The sequence below is a fragment of the Hyphomicrobiales bacterium genome, from assembly GCA_002869065.1.
Lineage (GTDB): Bacteria > Pseudomonadota > Alphaproteobacteria > Rhizobiales > Rhodobiaceae > Rhodobium.
On sequence record PKTR01000004.1, the window covers coordinates 1 to 16,835 of the forward strand.

Sequence of the window (16,835 nt, forward strand, 5' to 3'; positions counted from 1 at the left end):
CGGACATTCCGCCCATGCCGGACATGCCACCCATGCCGGACATTCCGCCCATGCCGCTCATGCCAGACATGCCACCCATGCCGGACATACCGCCCATGCCGGACATGCCACCCATGCCGGACATTCCGCCCATGCCGGACATACCAGACATGCCACCCATGCCGGACATGCCACCCATGCCGGACATACCAGACATGCCGCCCATGCCGGACATTCCGCTCTGGCCATAGGTCCACTGGGTGCAAACCCAGCCGCCGCCCTTACCGGCCATACCAGACATGCCGCCCATGCCGGACATGCCGCTCATGCCACCCATGCCGGACATACCAGACATGCCACCCATGCCGGACATGCCACCCATACCGGCCATACCGGACATGCCGCCCATGCCGCCCATGCCAGACATGCCACCCATACCGGACATGCCACCCATGCCGGACATACCAGACATGCCACCCATACCGGACATGCCCTGCTGGCTGGCGGCGATCGCCGGGATGGCATAAGCCACCACGCCAGCAACGGCCGTCGCCAGAGCAGCCTTTTTAAAAGTCTTCAACATCCTTGTTTCCCTCCAAGAGAAAGCTGATCCGTTTCCACGAGGTCGAAACGAACCCGTTTTTGATCGCGACCCACGATCTTCAATGAAGTGCCGACTCCGTGCGGCCCCCCCACTGTTCGGCGCCGCCCCGGGTTATTTCGCGTGGAGCCCACGAATGTCGTAGGGCCCAGGCATCCCCGGACGCGTGAACGGCGTGTACCAGTTGCCCTGGTTGTCCAGAAAAACGAGGCTGTTCGGATAGGGCTTTTCGACCCCGCGCAGGGCATTTTCATACCAGGCGGCGGTTTTCTCGACCGTCGTGATGACGGGAGCGCCCTCCGGGCGGGCATTAGGTGTGACGCCGGCGATCGGATACTCGGCACTGGCAGTTGAAACCCCGACTGCTGCGACAGCAGCCAAAACCGAAATCCGCATCGCCAATCGCATCATGACGCCCTGCCCTTTCCAATTTAGAAGGCTTCATCATCACATCCCAATCGGATCGATGACCACCTGTTGAAAGAGAGGTTACAGACAAAACCAGATCGCTGTGAAGGTGATAATTATCTTATATTTCCGTAAGTTAGATGGAGCGCGACGCTACCAAACATGTCATAGTGTCATGCGAACCCATGCGCCGGAGATAAATCACTGAACATCTTCGTTTTAACGCCTGCCAAATTGTCACTGAAACCGAGACAGTCCCACAAAATTCCTGCGACAATTTGACCAAAAACACCCTCGAAATTTGCCTTCAGGCAAGCGGCCCCTCGACCAGCCACACGACATAGAAAGACCACATAAAACTTGTAACTATTTGTTTTATTTCATACTTCTAAATCACATTCATCATCTCGAATGTTGCGACGCAAGAAGTTCACACCCGCCGGACCGCTATCACACGCCGCAAACGACAAGCCGCAGAAAACTCACTCTTTTATGCGAATTTCGTCTCATTGAGCCCCCCGGCCCACAGCCGCCATCGGAACGCCGATTCGAGACCCCCAACTCGGCGCCGGCGGACCGCCCCGGCTGCACAAAAAAACCGCGCTGCCATAGACAGCGCGGTTCCTCAGACTTCAATACCGGCTCGTGCGAGCCAAATCACAGACCCCGTGGGATCTAGAACGGAATTTCGTCGTCCATATCGTCCTGCCGCGAGGGACCGCCGCGTCCGCCGCCGCCGCCGGAACCCTGGTCCATCGGCCCGGAGCGACCGAAATCAGAGCCTCCGCCTCCGCCATATCCGCCGCCGCCGCCACCGAAGCCGCCGCCTTCCGAGCCACCGCTGCGCCCGTCGAGCATGGTCAGCGAGCTATTGAAGCCCTGCAGCACGATTTCAGTGGTCCAGCGCTTGTTGCCGGTCTGATCTTCCCATTCGCGGGTCTGCAGCTGGCCTTCGAGATAGACCTTCGAGCCCTTGCGCAGGTATTGCTCGGCAATCCGGCACAGGCCTTCGTTGAAGATCACCACACGGTGCCACTCGGTGCGCTCCCGGCGCTCGCCCGTATTCTTGTCGCGCCAGGACTCGCTGGTGGCGATGCGCAGATTGACGACGGGGCGTCCATCCTGCATCCGCTTGATTTCGGGATCGGCACCCAGATTGCCAATCAGAATGACTTTGTTGACGCTGCCGGCCATGACGGCGCTCTCCTGTTCTTGCGAATGTGTCGGTTGCGCGCAGACTAGCCGTTCAGCACGCCCGCGTCTCGTCTGCCCGAAGATTTCCACAGGGGACCGCCTTCTGGACAATGTTCTTTTTTTGTTCTATTTCACAAAAAAAGAACCCGCAAGACCGGGAATCAACTTTCGAGTTGTCCAACCCAAACGTTTGGGCAGGCGCGCAGGCACATGCCGCGCGCAAGCTGGAGAACTCAACTATGCAGAAGGGAGAGAACGCCTCCTGACAGACCGCCTTGCAAGTGCCGGATGAACCGACACGGCGACCGTCAGCTGGAGAATTTGAACCGGGAAAGCCGCGGATCGGTGTCCGTCAACACATTGCGCGGAAGGCCATCGAATTCGATCCCGATTTCGCCATCCTTCTTCCAGCGCACATGTGACTTGAAGATCAGATATTCGGACGGAATGAACAGATGGAACTGGTCGGGCACTTCGCTCGGATTGTCGATCTTGAGTCGCGCGCCGTCCTCGGACAGATCGCGGATATAGCAGTCGAGCACGAACATGAAATTGCCGTACACCACCTTGGCCTGCTTAACGACCCGGCGGCGCGGTGAATTGCGCAGTTCCTCAGCCATTTCCTGTATCCGCTTGCGGATCTGCTCTTGCCCCTGAGCGTTGTCCATGCCTTGTCCCCGGTTCCCCAGTTTGTCCGAACCACCTGCTATAGCGGTGCCGATTATCACGTCCCACACGATGATGGGCGAGTTTGCCGCAATTGATTTAATTTTCCTTCAAGATGGGCACCGCGGCAGAGAAAAATCCCATTTGCCGTTGCCGAGAACCGGCTCGCGCCCCTATCTAGACGCGTGCAATCGGCACCTCCCAGCCACAGTCCACGATCGAGGCGCGCCCGTCGCCAGGAGAGTTCTCGACCATGTCCAGTAAGACGATCTCGATCCGCGGCGCGCGCGAGCACAATCTGAAAAACGTCGATCTAGAACTGCCGCGCGACAGCCTGATCGTGATGACCGGCCTGTCGGGCTCGGGCAAATCCTCGCTCGCCTTCGACACCATCTATGCGGAAGGGCAGCGCCGCTACGTCGAGTCCCTCTCGGCCTATGCCCGCCAGTTCCTCGAAATGATGCAGAAGCCGGACGTCGACCAGATCGATGGTCTCTCGCCCGCGATTTCAATCGAGCAGAAGACGACCTCGCGCAACCCGCGCTCGACGGTCGGCACCGTCACCGAGATCTACGATTACATGCGGCTTTTGTTCGCCCGCGTCGGCATTCCCTATTCGCCGGCGACCGGCCTGCCGATCGAAAGCCAGACCGTCAGCCAGATGGTCGACCGCATTCTCGCTTTGCCGGAAGGCACCCGACTCTACCTCAATGCCCCGATCGTGCGCGGCCGCAAGGGCGAGTTCCGCAAGGAACTGGCCGAACTGCAAAAGAAGGGCTTCCAGCGCCTCAAGGTCAACGGCACCTATTGCGAGATTGGCGAAGCCCCTACCCTCGACAAGAAGTTCAAGCACGACATCGACGTCGTCGTCGACCGCATCGTCGTGCGACCGGACATGGCGACCCGGCTGGCGGATTCGCTGGAAACCGCGCTCGGCCTTGCCGACGGCATCGCCGTTGCCGAACTCGCCGACGAGGTCGACGAGACCGGCGGCCCGAAGCGCATCATGTTCTCGGAGAAATTCGCCTGCCCGGTCTCCGGCTTCACCATCGCCGAGATCGAGCCGCGCCTGTTTTCCTTCAACAACCCTTTCGGCGCCTGCCCGACCTGCGACGGGCTCGGCACGACGCTCGAATTCGAGGCCGACCTTGTGGTGCCGGACGCAGCCCTGTCGCTACGCGACGGCGCGGTGCTGCCCTGGGCGCGCACCGGCAACACCTCGCCCTATTACGCGCAGACGCTCGAAGCAATCGCCCGACACTTCAAACAGCCGATGACGAAACCCTGGCAGGATCTGCCCGAAGAGATGCGCGACTGCATCCTCTACGGCTCGAAGCGCCAGGACATCACCTTCGTCTATGATGACGGCGTGCGCCGCTATCAGACCTCGAAACCCTTCGAGGGCGTTATCGTCAACATCGAGCGGCGCTGGCGCGAGACCGAGTCCTCCTGGGTCCGTGAGGAACTGTCGCGCTACCAGTCCGACCACCCCTGCGACGCGTGCGGCGGCCACCGGCTGAAGCCCGAAGCACTCGCGGTCAAGATCGCCGATCACCACATCGGCAACGTCGCACAGATGTCGATCCGCCAGGCAGCGCCCTGGTTCACCGATCTGCCCGACAAGCTGACCGACAAGCAGAACGAGATCGCCGGCCGGATCCTGAAGGAAATCCGCGAGCGCCTGACCTTCCTCAACGATGTCGGGCTCGAATATCTCACCCTGTCGCGCGCGTCCGGTACGCTGTCGGGCGGTGAAAGCCAGCGCATCCGCCTTGCCTCGCAGATCGGCTCCGGCCTGACCGGCGTGCTCTACGTGCTCGACGAACCGTCGATTGGTCTGCACCAGCGCGACAACGACCGCCTGCTCGGCACGCTGCGCCATCTGCGCGACCTCGGCAACACGGTGATCGTCGTCGAGCATGACGAGGACGCCATCCGCACGGCAGACCATGTCGTCGACATCGGCCCCGGCGCCGGCATCCATGGCGGCGAGATCATCGCCGAGGGCACGCCGGCCGACGTCATGTCGAATCCGAATTCCCTGACCGGACAATATCTTTCCGGCACCCGTGCCATTCCGATCCCGGCCAAGCGGCGCAAGCCGTCGAAAACCAAGCGGCTCAAGGTCGTCGGCGCACGTGGCAACAATCTTCAGGATATCACCGCCGATATCCCGCTCGGCGTCTTCACCTCAGTGACCGGCGTCTCCGGCGGCGGCAAGTCGACCTTCCTCATCGACACCCTCTACAAGGCCGCCGCGCGGCGCATCTCCGGCTCGCGCGAACAACCCGCCGCCCACGACCGGATCGACGGGCTCGAGTTCCTCGACAAGGTCATCGACATCGACCAGTCGCCGATCGGCCGCACGCCGCGCTCCAACCCTGCGACCTATACCGGCGCCTTCACGCCGATCCGGGAATGGTTCGCGGGCCTGCCGGAAGCCAAGGCGCGCGGCTACGCGCCCGGCCGTTTCTCCTTCAACGTCAAGGGCGGCCGTTGCGAGGCGTGTCAGGGCGACGGCGTCATCAAGATCGAAATGCACTTCCTGCCGGATGTCTACGTGACCTGCGACGTCTGCCAGGGCCGCCGCTACAACCGCGAAACGCTCGAAGTGCTGTTCAAGGGGAAATCGATCGCCGACGTGCTCGATATGACGGTCGAGGAAGGCGCCGCCTTCTTCTCCGCCGTGCCGGCCGTGCGCGACAAGCTCGAGACCCTGTCGCGCGTCGGTCTCGGCTATATCCATGTCGGCCAGCAGGCCACCACCTTGTCGGGCGGCGAAGCGCAGCGCGTCAAGCTCGCCAAGGAACTGTCGCGGCGCGCCACCGGACGTACGCTCTACATCCTCGATGAACCGACCACGGGGCTCCATTTCGCCGACGTGGAAAAGCTGCTCGAAGTGCTGCACGAGCTGGTCGAACAGGGCAACACGGTGGTCGTCATCGAGCACAATCTCGAAGTCATCAAAACGGCCGACTGGATCGTCGATCTCGGCCCCGAAGGTGGCGACGGCGGTGGCCGCGTCGTCGCGACGGGAACCCCGGAAGAGGTCGCCGTGTGCGACGAGAGCTATACAGGGCGCTACCTGAAGCCGCTGCTCAAGCCGCGCAAATAAAGCCTGTCAGGACTTCCCTAACGGCACGCACCAGCGGCGCGACCGAGGCGCCGCTGCCGCTTCTGTGCGCTTGATGAATATCGCAGCGCACAAATGCTCAGTTTTTGGGCGGTCGTGTCTAAATTGTGACAAGCCGTTAATTCGATTGCAATAATCCCTGACTAAAATGCATCACAGCTATGCAATTTCGCATCTGCACAACGCCGATCAAATCGCCTAGCTATGCGTTATCGGCACTGGCGAGCCAACGCCAGCCCGAAGCAATTCAAAAATCTGAGACCCTGTTTCTAGGTGACCGAAATGTTTGACAACATGGTTCGCAATTATCGTTCGTGGCGGAAATATCGCGCCACCTACACCGAGTTGATGCGTCTGTCTTCCGACGAACTCAAAGACATTGGCCTGCAGCGCGGTGATATCCCGTTTGCTGCCCGTCGCGCCTCGCGCTGACGTGGCCGCCATCATAACGTCGGCAACCTCTCCCAGTTCCGACGTCTGAAACGCCCGCCGACTCTCCCCCCCACGGCGGGCGTTTTGCATTTTCAGCACTGCTGGAAATGTCGGAGCCGCGCCTTCCCGGCAAAACGGCTCCCCTTGAACGGCGGCGCTTCTGACCCGCTTCAGTTCTCGTCCGCTTTCCCGACCTTGTCGCGCAACATGGCAAACGGCGAGTCGTCCTCGTCGTCTCCATCGTTTGGCACCTCGAACGCCACGCCGGGCGCCCGCGGATAGGGATCGAGGCCGAGCGCGAAAAACTCCGCCGCAATCGCCCCAAGGTCGAGCTTGCGGCTCTCCAGCTCTTCCGGCGGATCTTCGCCGAGCGGATCGACATCCACCTCAAGCGCCTGCTGATAGGCGACGAGCGCGGCGGCCGGCAAATAGCGCTGATCGACCTCCTCATGCACCGTCTTGGTGACCGGCTCCAGCGTAACGACGCAGGTCTGTACGACTGTCGCGTCGACGGCGCCGATAACCGTCGCCCCGTCCTTGCGGTAAGGCCGAAGCTGGAACTCCGCAGTCAGACTCTCGACCGCCGGAATATCGCAGAGCTTCGCAAGCGCGGCGCACTCCTCCTCCGTCGCGGAGAACCGGACAATCGTGCCCTCACCGGACAGCGTATCCACATCGAAAATGTGGCTGAGCGGGTTTTCGACATCGGTCATGACGAAGCATCCTGCTTGAAAAATGCAGCGGGATTCGGCCACACGACCTCACCCGCGATAACGGTTTCACTCGGCATATCGGCCAAAACCGCGGCGGCTGCGCGCACATAGCCGGCGAGTCCTTTCGCCGGCGCGCTCGCGTTCTCCGCGTCAGGCCAGATATTGCGTTTGAGCGCAGCTACAAGGTCTTCGTCGCCGTCCGTGGCAAGCCCCGCCTCGTAGGCCTTGACCCGGCCGTAGAAGGCGTCGGCCATCTTGCGCACCTTTTTCGGCACCGACAGGTCGCCGACACCCATTTCCCGCAGGCTGCGATCCATGTCGGAAAAGAACGTCTCCGAGACGTTCCGCGCGCACTCCCGCGCCGTCGCATCGCCGTCCTTCAGCCGCTCGATAACCAGCGCCAGATGCAGCACGATCATGTCAAATCGACCATCGACGGTATCGGCGACGGCAAAATCGAGATAGAACGCCGGCTGCCGCGCCTGCGCCACGATCGATGCGTAAAGGGAGTCGGCCGTCGGATCGCCACGGCGTTTGAACAGACTGAAGATCATCCGTCCCGTCCAGGGTTCTGCTACTGAGGTGTTGCGTCGAGACCTAACGCAAGTTAGGTCATTGATCGAGAGGAAATCCACCTGGAGCGTGTCGCCCCAAAAGTGGATACCGGTTTTGGGCTAAAGACACGCGGCTAGACATTCGAAGTGTGTCGCCCAAAAGTGGATGCTGGGTTTGGGACAACGACACCGGACTAAACAAAGAGATAGAGCATGTCGCATGAACCCGAACAGGCGCGACATCCTCTAATGCACGTTTCGGCCGGAGGAGGCCAGATATGGTGAAGAATAGTGTCGATGCTGCCGTGTTGCGTAACCGGCATCGGCGTATTGCGCGAGCCGCCGCGTGCGGGCTGATGTTCGGCTCCGCCGTGCTGCTCGCCGGCTGCGGCGCCGGCCCGAATGTCGGCGTCGGCCGCACCTTTACATCCGGCTACGTGCTGTCCGAAGACGCGCTTGAACAGGTTCCTGTCGGCTCGAGCCGCGAGAAGGTCGAACTGATCCTCGGCACGCCGTCCGCAATCGGCACGACCAGCACCCGCACGCTCTACTACATTTCGCAGATGCGCGAGCAGAAGGCCGCGTTCATGGAGTCCGAGATCATCGATCAGCGCGTTCTGGCCGTCTATTTCGATGACAACGACCAGGTCCGTGAGATCGCCAATTACGGCATGCAGGACGGCAAGTTGTTCGACTTCATCGGCCGCAAGACGCGCACCGGTGGCGAAGACTACGGCTTCATCTCGCAGATTCTTGCCGGCGCCGGGCGGATCAACCCGCTTGGCGGCCTCAACAACGGCGGCATCTGATCCCGCCGGAACACCGGCAGCTGATTTTCAAAGCGCGCGGGGCATCGTCCCGCGCGTTTTTGTTTGTCGCGATAGCAGAAGTTTAGCGCCCGGCAACCGGATCGGCGCCGTCGATCAGACGGATCTGAACCCGCGGCTGCCCCTGCCAGTAGTCGAGACCGAGGGTTCCGGCGAGATGCACCGCGCGCCCGCGCGCCGACAAGAGCAGATCGCCGAGCGGCTCGCCGAGAGCACGGAAGGCGATACCCTTCAGCTTCGATCCGTCGCCGGCGGCCAGCGTGCAGCGCACATGGCCCTTCCCGACCGGCTCGGCATAGGCGACACGGTGCGCGGGCAGCGCGAATATCGGCTGCGGATGACCGGAGCCGTAGGGCCCAGCCCGCTCGATGAGCGAAACCAGATCGGCATTGGCCCCCGCCGCGGTCAGTGGACCATCGATCGATAGCGCATCGACGGCGCGCGCCGAACGCACATCCGCCGCCAGTTCCGTTTCGAAAAAGGCTTTGAGATCGTTGAGCCGTTCACGGCGCAGGCTGAGGCCGGCCGCCATGACATGCCCGCCCCCCTTGATCGCAATCCCCTCTTCGACCGCACGCCGCACCACGCGCCCGAGATCGACGCCCGAGACCGAGCGGCCCGAGCCGGTGCCGACCCCGTCGGCATTGAAGGCAATTGCACAGGCCGGCCGGCGGTATTTTTCCTTTAGACGGGAAGCAACAACGCCGACGACACCCATGTGCCAGTCATCGCCATGCGCCACAACGACAGCAGGATCGGACTGCGCCACCTCGACGGCGGCGCGCGCGTCGGCGGCTTCCAGCATCTCGGCTTCCATCGCCTGGCGCTCGCTGTTGAGCTGATCGAGCTGCACCGCGATCCGTTCGGCAAGCGCCGGATCGGTGGCGGTCAACAGCGACACGCCGAGCCCCGGCTCGCCGATCCGCCCGCCCGCATTGATGCGCGGACCGAGAAGGAAGCCGAGATGATAGGGTGACGGTGGCCCACTCATGCGCGCGATGGCCGAAAGCGCCGTCAGGCCGATATTTCCCCGCTGCGCCAGAACACTGAGGCCTTGGCGGACATAGGCGCGGTTGAGGCCGAGCAGCGGCACCACGTCGGCGACCGTGCCGAGCGCGACGAGGTCGAGCAGCGCCAGCAGGTCCGGTTCTTTCTGATGGCCGGAATAGGTCCCGCGCCGGCGAAGCTCGCGATTGACCGCGACCAGCGTCAGGAACGTGACGCCGACGGCGGCGAGATGCCCCTCGCCCGACAAATCGTCCTGCCGGTTCGGATTGACCAGCGCGCGCGCCGGCGGCAGCTCCTCGCCGGTCTGATGATGGTCGAGCACGACGACATCGACGCCGAGCGAGACGGCCTCGGCAAGCGGCTCGATACTCGTAGTGCCGCAATCGAGCGTGACGATGAGCTGCGCCCCGCCGTTGGCCAACGCTCGCATGGCGCCGACATTGGGGCCGTAGCCCTCGGTCAGACGGTCGGGGATATAGACCTGCGGGTCCTGACCAAAATTGCGCAGAAAGCGCACCATCAGCGCCGCGGAGGTCGCGCCATCGACGTCGTAGTCGGCGAAGATCGCGATCCGCTCGCCCGCCATGATCGCATCGGCGATGCGCTCGGCGGCGAGATCCATATCGGTGAGCCGCGAGGGGTCGGGCATCAGCGCCTTGAGACGCGGTTCCAGAAAGCCCTCGGCCTGATCGGGATCGACGCCCCGCGCGGCCAGCACACGGGCGATGATGTCGGGCAGGCCGTGGCGTTGCGAGATAGCCTCCGCCCACAGCGCGCCGCGCGCATCAAGCCGCTCACGCCAGACCCGGCCGTTGACCGAGCGTTCGACGCCGAGCACGGTCCGGGTTGCCGGGTCTTCGCGAAATCCGTCCATGGCTCCCAATTTCATGCCCCGCCCCACCGGGGAAATCGACGAGCCGGCCGTTCCTCCACCGCGATCAATCGAGGTGGAACTTGCCGAACTCGGTGTGCGTCGCTTCGATGAAGCGCACCGTACCCGTCGACGACCGCATCACTACGGTGTGGGTGCGGATGTCCTCACGGCCGAAGCGAACACCCTTCAGGAAGTTGCCATCTGTCACGCCGGTCGCGGCGAAGTAGACATCGTCGCCGGCCATTTCTTCCATCAGGTACTTCTTGTTGATGTCCTCGACACCCATGCGTAGCGCGCGCTCACGCTGCTCGTCGCGGGTGATGACCAGCCGGCCCTGCATCTGGCCGCCAATGCAGCGCAGCGCAGCGGCGGCCAGCACGCCTTCCGGCGCGCCGCCAATGCCCATGTAGATGTCGATGCCGGTCTCGTCCGGGTCGGTCGTGTGGATGACGCCGGCAACGTCGCCGTCGCCGATAAGACGTACGGAAACGCCGGTCGCGCGCACTTCCTCGATGAGGCGTGCATGGCGCGGACGGTCGAGGATACAGGCCGTGATCTCGTTTACCGGAACACCCTTTTCCTTCGCCAGCGCGTTGATGTTGTCGGACGCTGACGCGTCGAGATCGACGAGACCCTTCGGATAGCCCGGCCCGATGGCGATCTTGTCCATGTAGCAGTCCGGCGCGTTCAAAAGCCCGCCCTCGACCGCCATGGCGATGACCGCGATGGAGTTGGGCAGGTTCTTGGCGCAGATCGTCGTGCCTTCCAGCGGATCGAGCGCGATGTCGACTTTCGGCCCTTTGCCGGTGCCGACCTTCTCACCGATATAGAGCATCGGCGCCTCGTCGCGCTCGCCCTCGCCGATCACCACCGTGCCGTCGATCGGCAGCTGGTTGAGCTCGCGGCGCATGGCGTCGACAGCGGCCTGGTCCGCGGCCTTTTCGTCGCCGTGACCACGCAGACGCGCCGCCGAGACGGCCGCGCGCTCGGTGACGCGCACAAGCTCCAGCGTCAGGATACGGTCGAGAATTTCCTTTTCCGCCTTCACGACGTTGTCTTGGCTGCTCATCGCTTCCTCTCTTCCGCTGGTGCGGTCGGACCATTCCCTGAATTCGGTCAGACCAGCTTTTCAATCCGGATCATCTTCGGCGTCTCGGCAATCACCTTGTCCTCGGCGATCCGCTCGAGCGCCACGCGAATGGCTTCTTCCGTCGTCTCATAGGTGATGAGAACGACCGGCGCCGCGGCGTCGTCGCCCTTGCCCTTGTCGGCGCGCTTTGCCCGGTGGCGCTGCACGATCGACTCGAGCGAAATGCCCTGTTCCGCCATACGAGTTGCAATCGAGGCGAAGGCGCCGGGGCGGTCATTGACGCTGAGGCGAATGTAATAGCCGCCCTCATGCAGGCGCATGCGAGCACGACGGTACGGCTCAAGCGCCCCGACCGGGCGGCCAAGAGCCGGGATCACGTCACCACGAGCAAGATCGGCCAGATCGCCGACAACGGCCGAGGCCGTCGCATTGCCGCCCGCACCCGGGCCGACGAGGACGATCTCGCCGACGAAATCGCAATCGACCGCAACGGCATTGAGCACGCCGTCGATGCGCGCAATGGAGGATTCCTTCGGCACCATGGTCGGGTGGACCCGCTGCTCGATACCGGTATCGGTACGCTGCGCCACACCGAGCAGCTTGATGCGATAGCCGAGCTCGTCGGCGGCCTCGATGTCGGCGAGCGAAATCGACGAGATACCCTCGACATAGATCGCCTCGGCATCGATCTCGCAGCCAAAGGCAAGGCTGGTCAGAATGGCAAGCTTGTGCGCGGTATCGAAACCCTCGACATCGAAGGTCGGATCCGCTTCGGCATAGCCGAGCGCCTGCGCTTCGGCGAGGCAGTCCTCGAACGAACGGTTGTCCTTCTCCATCTGGGTCAGGATGTAATTGCAGGTGCCGTTGAGAATGCCGTAGACGCGCTCGACCGCATTGCCGGCGAGCCCTTCGCGGATCGTCTTGACGACCGGAATGCCACCGGCGACGGCCGCTTCGAAATTGAGGCTGACGCCCTTTTCTTCCGCCAATTTGGCCAGTTCGACGCCATGTGCGGCCAGCAGCGCCTTGTTGGCGGTGACGACATGCTTGCCCGCTTCGAGAGCGGCACGCACCGCGTCATAGGCAACGCCCGAGGCGCCGCCGATCAGCTCGGCAAAGACGTCGATATCGTCAGACGTCGCGAGCGCGACCGGGTCGTCGTGCCAGGCATACCCGCTGAGATCGACGCCCCTGTCACGAGTGCGATTGCGCGCCGAAACCGCCGTGATGGCGATCGGCCGGCCGCAGCGGGCACCGAGATCGTTTCCGTGCCGCAGAACAAGCTCGACGACGGATGTTCCGACCGTTCCCAGGCCCGCCAGGCCAACGCGCAATTTGTCTTTCATAGAATGTGATCCGCTCCGCCGGGAGTGCGGCGCTCAACGCCGTCTCACGGACTAACGCTGAGCGCTGATGGGGATCACGTTGTGCAACGTTTCGTCGGCGGTTTCAAGGAAGCGACGGATATTCCGCGCGGCCTGACGAATGCGCTGTTCGTTCTCGACCATGGCAATGCGCACGTAATCGTCGCCATGTTCGCCGAAACCGATCCCCGGCGACACCGCAACGTCGGCTTTTTCGACCAGAAGTTTGGCGAATTCGAGCGAACCGAGCTTGCGGAATTTTTCCGGGATCGGTGCCCAGGCAAACATCGAGGCCTCCGGTGCAGGGACCGCCCAGCCAGCCCGGCCGAACGAATCAACCATCACGTCGCGGCGGCGGCGGTAAACCTCACGCACTTCCTTGATGCAGTCTTCCGAGCCGTTGAGCGCCGCGGTGGCAGCGACCTGGATCGGCGTGAACGCGCCGTAGTCGAGGTAGGATTTCACGCGCGCCAGCGCGCCGATCAGCGCCTCGTTACCGACCGCGAAGCCGATACGCCAGCCCGGCATCGAGAACGTCTTCGACAGCGAATTGAACTCGACCGCGACATCCATCGCGCCCGGCACCTGCAGCACCGACGGCGGCGGCGTCTCGCCGAAATAGATTTCCGAATAGGCGAGATCCGACAGCACGAAGATCTCGTGCTTCTTCGCGAAGGCGACGACGTCGCGATAGAACTCGATATCGGCCACGCAGGCCGTCGGGTTCGACGGGTAGCACAGGATCACCGCGATCGGCTTCGGTATCGAATGGTGGATCGCCCGCTCCAGCGCGTGGAAGAACTCCGGCCCCGGCTCCGCCGGCACCGAGCGGATCGACCCACCGGCCATCAGGAAGCCGAAGGCGTGGATCGGATAGCTCGGATTGGGCACCAGCACCACGTCGCCCGGCGCCGTGATCGCCTGCGCCATGTTGGCGAAGCCTTCCTTCGAGCCGAGTGTGACGACGACCTGGCTTTCCGGGTTGAGCTTGACGCCGAAACGGCGGTCGTAATAGGCCGCCTGCGCGCGCCGCAGACCGGGAATGCCGCGCGACATCGAATAGCGGTGCGTGCGCGGGTTCTGCACCGTCTCGACCAGCTTGTCGATAATGTGCTGCGGCGTCGGCAGGTCCGGATTGCCCATGCCAAGATCGATGATGTCGGCGCCTGCTGCCCGCGCGCTCGCCTTCAGTCGGTTGACCTGTTCGAACACATACGGGGGCAGTCTGCGGATCTTGTAGAATTGGTCCATCACTAAGGCGCCTTGTCAGTCTGGATTTCCGGCCGGCACATCACTGTCCTGCCTGTCTATGATTTGTAACATTATTCGCGAAAGCCGTCGCCGTTTTCCTGCGGTTTCAGGTATCGCCTTTTGGCGAAATACGCAGCCCGAAGGACCGGAATCAGGAACCGCCCTCGATCTTGCGCAACGCGTCGGCCCCGTGTCGGTTGCGCAACGCCCTCAGGCCGGACGCGAAAGACGGTCCACCGGCACTCGCGCCCTCACGGCCATTTGCCTGCGACAATGCCCTGAGCGCTTCCTTCTCGCGTTCCTGCTCGTCGGTGGATTTCAGCGGCACGACCGTTTTCGCCGGATCGTAGCCGATATTGGGGTAGCCATCCGGCCCGAGGGACGCAGCATTTGCCGGCGGAAGCACCGCAGACACTGGAGCGGGAGCCCGCGCCGCCGGTGCTGCCACAGTCGACGCCCCGATCGCCGCCGACGGCGCCTGGCCAGACGGCGGCAGCAATCCCATCGGCTCGCCGGCGTGGGTCGCACTGAACGACACAACGACAAACGCAGCCGCGACCGCGATCCGTTTTCCACCGGACAAAGTCCGTGCAGCTGCGGATCGACCAATGTCGCAGTCGGCTGACAATCTCGTCGTGGTAATATCGGTCATAGCGGCGGTGTTTCAGATGCGTTTTTGTCGAGGGGATATATTCCCCCTCTTGCATGCGTGTGGTCGTACCGTCCTAATATGGCAAGACAAGGGTGGAACCGGACGCCGGACGTCGTACGACGTGGCAGAACGGTTCGCAAGCGCCGTGACGGAGGGGGAGAACGCCGCATGAACGAGGACAGCCCGAAACAAGAGCTGCCCTACGCGATCAAGAATCCTGAAGCCTTCGCGCAGAATCTTGCCCGCATTTTCGAAGAAGGCGGCAAGGCAATGGCCGCCTATGTCCGCCCGCGCGAGGAAGGCAAGGTCGATTCCGAGGTCGCCGACGAACTGACCGAGATCGTCAAGACGCTCGCGCAGGTCGGCGAATACTGGTTCTCCGATCCCCAGCGCGCGATCGAGGCTCAGATGCGCCTGTGGGTCGGCTACATGGACCTGTGGGGCAACGCCATGCGGCGCATGGTCGGCGAAGCCGCCGAACCGACCGCCGAACCCGATCCCCGCGACAAGCGCTTCAAGGACGACGACTGGCAGAAAAACCAGTTCTTCGATTTCATCAAGCAGGTCTACCTGATTACCTCGCGCTGGGCCGAGCAGATGGTGGCCGACGCCACCGATCTCGACGAGCACACCAAGCACAAGGCCGAGTTCTACGTCCGCCAGATCGCCAACGCCCTGTCGCCGTCGAATTTCGTGCTGACCAATCCAGAACTGCTGCGCGAAACGATGGAGTCCAACGGCGAAAACCTCGTGCGCGGCATGAAGCTGCTTGCCGAGGATATCGAGGCCGGCGGCGGCGAACTGCGCATTCGCCAGTCCGATCCGACCAAATTCGAGATCGGCAAGAACCTCGCGCTAACTCCGGGTAAGGTCATCTGGCAGAACGAGATTTGCCAGCTTCTGCAATACGAGCCGACCACCAAGGAAGTGCTGAAGCGGCCCTTGCTGATCGTGCCGCCGTGGATCAACAAGTTCTACATCCTCGACCTCAACCCCGAGAAATCCTTCATGCGCTGGGCGGTCGGGCAAGGCCACACGGTGTTCGTCATCTCCTGGGTGAACCCGGACGAGCATCAGGCCCGCGAAGGCTTCGACGCCTACATGACGAAGGGACCGCTCGAAGCGCTCGACGTGATTGAAAAGATCACCGGCGTCCGCGAGGTAAACACCATCGGCTATTGCGTCGGCGGCACGTTGCTGGCGATCACGCTTGCCTATGCCGCCGCCAAGGGCGACGACCGCATCAAAAGCGCCACCCTGTTCACCACGCAGGTCGACTTCGCCCATGCCGGCGATCTCAAGGTCTTCGTCGACGAGGACCAGATCAAGGCGCTCGAGGACCAGATGGCCGAACGCGGCTATCTCGAGGGCAAGCGCATGGCCGCCGCCTTCAATCTGCTACGCTCCAACGACCTGATCTGGCCCTACGTCATCAACAACTATCTGAAAGGCAAGGAACCCTTCCCCTTCGACCTGCTCTACTGGAACTCCGACGCGACCCGCATGCCGGCCGCAAACCATTCCTACTACCTGCGCAACTGCTATCTGGAGAACCGGCTCAGCAAGGGCGAAATGGTGATCGCCGACCAGAAGCTCGACCTGAAAAAGGTCAAGGTGCCGATCTACAATCTAGCCACCCGTGAGGACCATATCGCCCCCGCGATCTCGGTTTTCGAGGGGTGCAAGAAGTTCGGCGGCCCGGTGGAATATGTCCTTTCGGGCTCCGGTCACATCGCTGGCGTCGTCAATCCGCCGGAGAAGAACAAGTATCAGTACTGGACCGGCGGCAAGGCGCGCGGCACACTGGATAGCTGGTTCGAGAAGGCAAAGGAAACGCCCGGCTCCTGGTGGCCGCACTGGCAGAAATGGATCGAGGACCTTGACGACAAGAAGGTAAAGGCGCGCAAACCCGGCGGCGGCAAGGTGAAGCCGATTGAGGATGCGCCCGGTAGCTACGTCAAGGTGCGCAGCTAGCCGCGAAGCTCGCCGAGCCCCCATTGGGGCTTGGCGTTCTCGGACGGCGCCAGACCTGAAGTGAAATGTGAATAAATTCCGATAAACAACGGAAGTTCATGGACAACCGGTTCCG

General features: G+C 62.6%; 16 protein-coding genes. 5 read left to right on the forward strand and 11 right to left on the reverse strand.

Features of this window, described 5'->3' with window-relative positions:
* From C0606_12550 to C0606_12565, 4 genes are all read right to left on the reverse strand, one after another.
* On the reverse strand, window positions 1-469 hold a 469-nt coding region (locus C0606_12550), incomplete at its 3' end, for a hypothetical protein (protein ID PLX36917.1).
* Window positions 470-694: 225 nt separating this feature from the next.
* Complete coding sequence (locus tag C0606_12555; GenBank protein PLX36654.1) at window positions 695-991, reverse strand: hypothetical protein; 297 nt, start codon at window positions 989-991, stop codon at window positions 695-697.
* 672 nt (window positions 992-1,663) lie between these two features.
* Window positions 1,664-2,182, reverse strand: a complete 519-nt coding sequence (locus C0606_12560; GenBank protein ID PLX36655.1) for a single-stranded DNA-binding protein — start codon at window positions 2,180-2,182, stop codon at window positions 1,664-1,666.
* A gap of 308 nt (window positions 2,183-2,490) precedes the next feature.
* Complete coding sequence (locus tag C0606_12565) at window positions 2,491-2,850, reverse strand: PilZ domain-containing protein (protein PLX36656.1); 360 nt, start codon at window positions 2,848-2,850, stop codon at window positions 2,491-2,493.
* Between the two features lie 251 nt (window positions 2,851-3,101).
* Here C0606_12565 and C0606_12570 point away from each other — a divergent pair, with 251 nt between their 5' ends.
* Together C0606_12570 and C0606_12575 are read left to right on the forward strand one after the other, a co-directional pair.
* Window positions 3,102-5,963 carry an excinuclease ABC subunit A gene (locus C0606_12570; protein ID PLX36657.1) on the forward strand — a complete coding sequence of 954 codons (2,862 nt, stop codon included), beginning with the start codon at window positions 3,102-3,104 and terminating at the stop codon, window positions 5,961-5,963.
* Between the two features lie 300 nt (window positions 5,964-6,263).
* Window positions 6,264-6,413, forward strand: a complete 150-nt coding sequence (locus C0606_12575; protein PLX36658.1) for a DUF1127 domain-containing protein — start codon at window positions 6,264-6,266, stop codon at window positions 6,411-6,413.
* A gap of 170 nt (window positions 6,414-6,583) precedes the next feature.
* Here C0606_12575 and C0606_12580 read toward each other — a convergent pair whose 3' ends face one another.
* Together C0606_12580 and C0606_12585 are read right to left on the reverse strand one after the other, a co-directional pair.
* Window positions 6,584-7,126, reverse strand: a complete 543-nt coding sequence (locus tag C0606_12580; protein PLX36659.1) for a hypothetical protein — start codon at window positions 7,124-7,126, stop codon at window positions 6,584-6,586.
* Window positions 7,123-7,680 (reverse strand): ubiquinol-cytochrome C chaperone, encoded by a 558-nt coding sequence (locus tag C0606_12585; GenBank protein PLX36660.1) that lies wholly within the window; start codon window positions 7,678-7,680, stop codon window positions 7,123-7,125. Before C0606_12585 ends, C0606_12580 begins: the two co-directional genes overlap by 4 nt.
* A gap of 278 nt (window positions 7,681-7,958) precedes the next feature.
* On the opposite strand from C0606_12585, the gene C0606_12590 reads away from it, so the two are divergent.
* The gene (locus C0606_12590) at window positions 7,959-8,489 is read left to right on the forward strand and encodes an outer membrane assembly protein BamE (GenBank protein PLX36661.1); all 531 of its coding nucleotides are present in this window, start codon (window positions 7,959-7,961) and stop codon (window positions 8,487-8,489) included.
* Between the two features lie 82 nt (window positions 8,490-8,571).
* Here the strand turns inward: C0606_12590 and recJ are convergent, their stop codons facing one another.
* The 5 genes from recJ to C0606_12615 all read right to left on the reverse strand — a co-directional run bounded on the left by recJ (window position 8,572) and on the right by C0606_12615 (window position 14,677).
* Window positions 8,572-10,389 carry a single-stranded-DNA-specific exonuclease RecJ gene (gene recJ / locus C0606_12595; protein PLX36662.1) on the reverse strand — a complete coding sequence of 606 codons (1,818 nt, stop codon included), beginning with the start codon at window positions 10,387-10,389 and terminating at the stop codon, window positions 8,572-8,574.
* A gap of 64 nt (window positions 10,390-10,453) precedes the next feature.
* Window positions 10,454-11,458 (reverse strand): fructose-bisphosphatase class II, encoded by a 1,005-nt coding sequence (gene glpX, locus C0606_12600; GenBank protein ID PLX36663.1) that lies wholly within the window; start codon window positions 11,456-11,458, stop codon window positions 10,454-10,456.
* Window positions 11,459-11,505: 47 nt separating this feature from the next.
* Entirely contained in the window at window positions 11,506-12,825 is a 1,320-nt protein-coding gene (locus tag C0606_12605; GenBank protein ID PLX36664.1) for a homoserine dehydrogenase, read from the reverse strand.
* 51 nt (window positions 12,826-12,876) lie between these two features.
* On the reverse strand, window positions 12,877-14,094 hold the full coding sequence (locus C0606_12610; protein ID PLX36665.1) for an aminotransferase: 1,218 nt from the start codon (window positions 14,092-14,094) through the stop codon (window positions 12,877-12,879).
* Between the two features lie 151 nt (window positions 14,095-14,245).
* Complete coding sequence (locus tag C0606_12615) at window positions 14,246-14,677, reverse strand: hypothetical protein (GenBank protein ID PLX36666.1); 432 nt, start codon at window positions 14,675-14,677, stop codon at window positions 14,246-14,248.
* 25 nt (window positions 14,678-14,702) lie between these two features.
* Here C0606_12615 and C0606_12620 point away from each other — a divergent pair, with 25 nt between their 5' ends.
* Window positions 14,703-14,918, forward strand: a complete 216-nt coding sequence (locus C0606_12620; protein ID PLX36667.1) for a hypothetical protein — start codon at window positions 14,703-14,705, stop codon at window positions 14,916-14,918.
* Entirely contained in the window at window positions 14,915-16,720 is a 1,806-nt protein-coding gene (locus tag C0606_12625; protein PLX36668.1) for a class I poly(R)-hydroxyalkanoic acid synthase, read from the forward strand. Before C0606_12620 ends, C0606_12625 begins: the two co-directional genes overlap by 4 nt.
* Window positions 16,721-16,835: the final 115 nt, after the last annotated feature.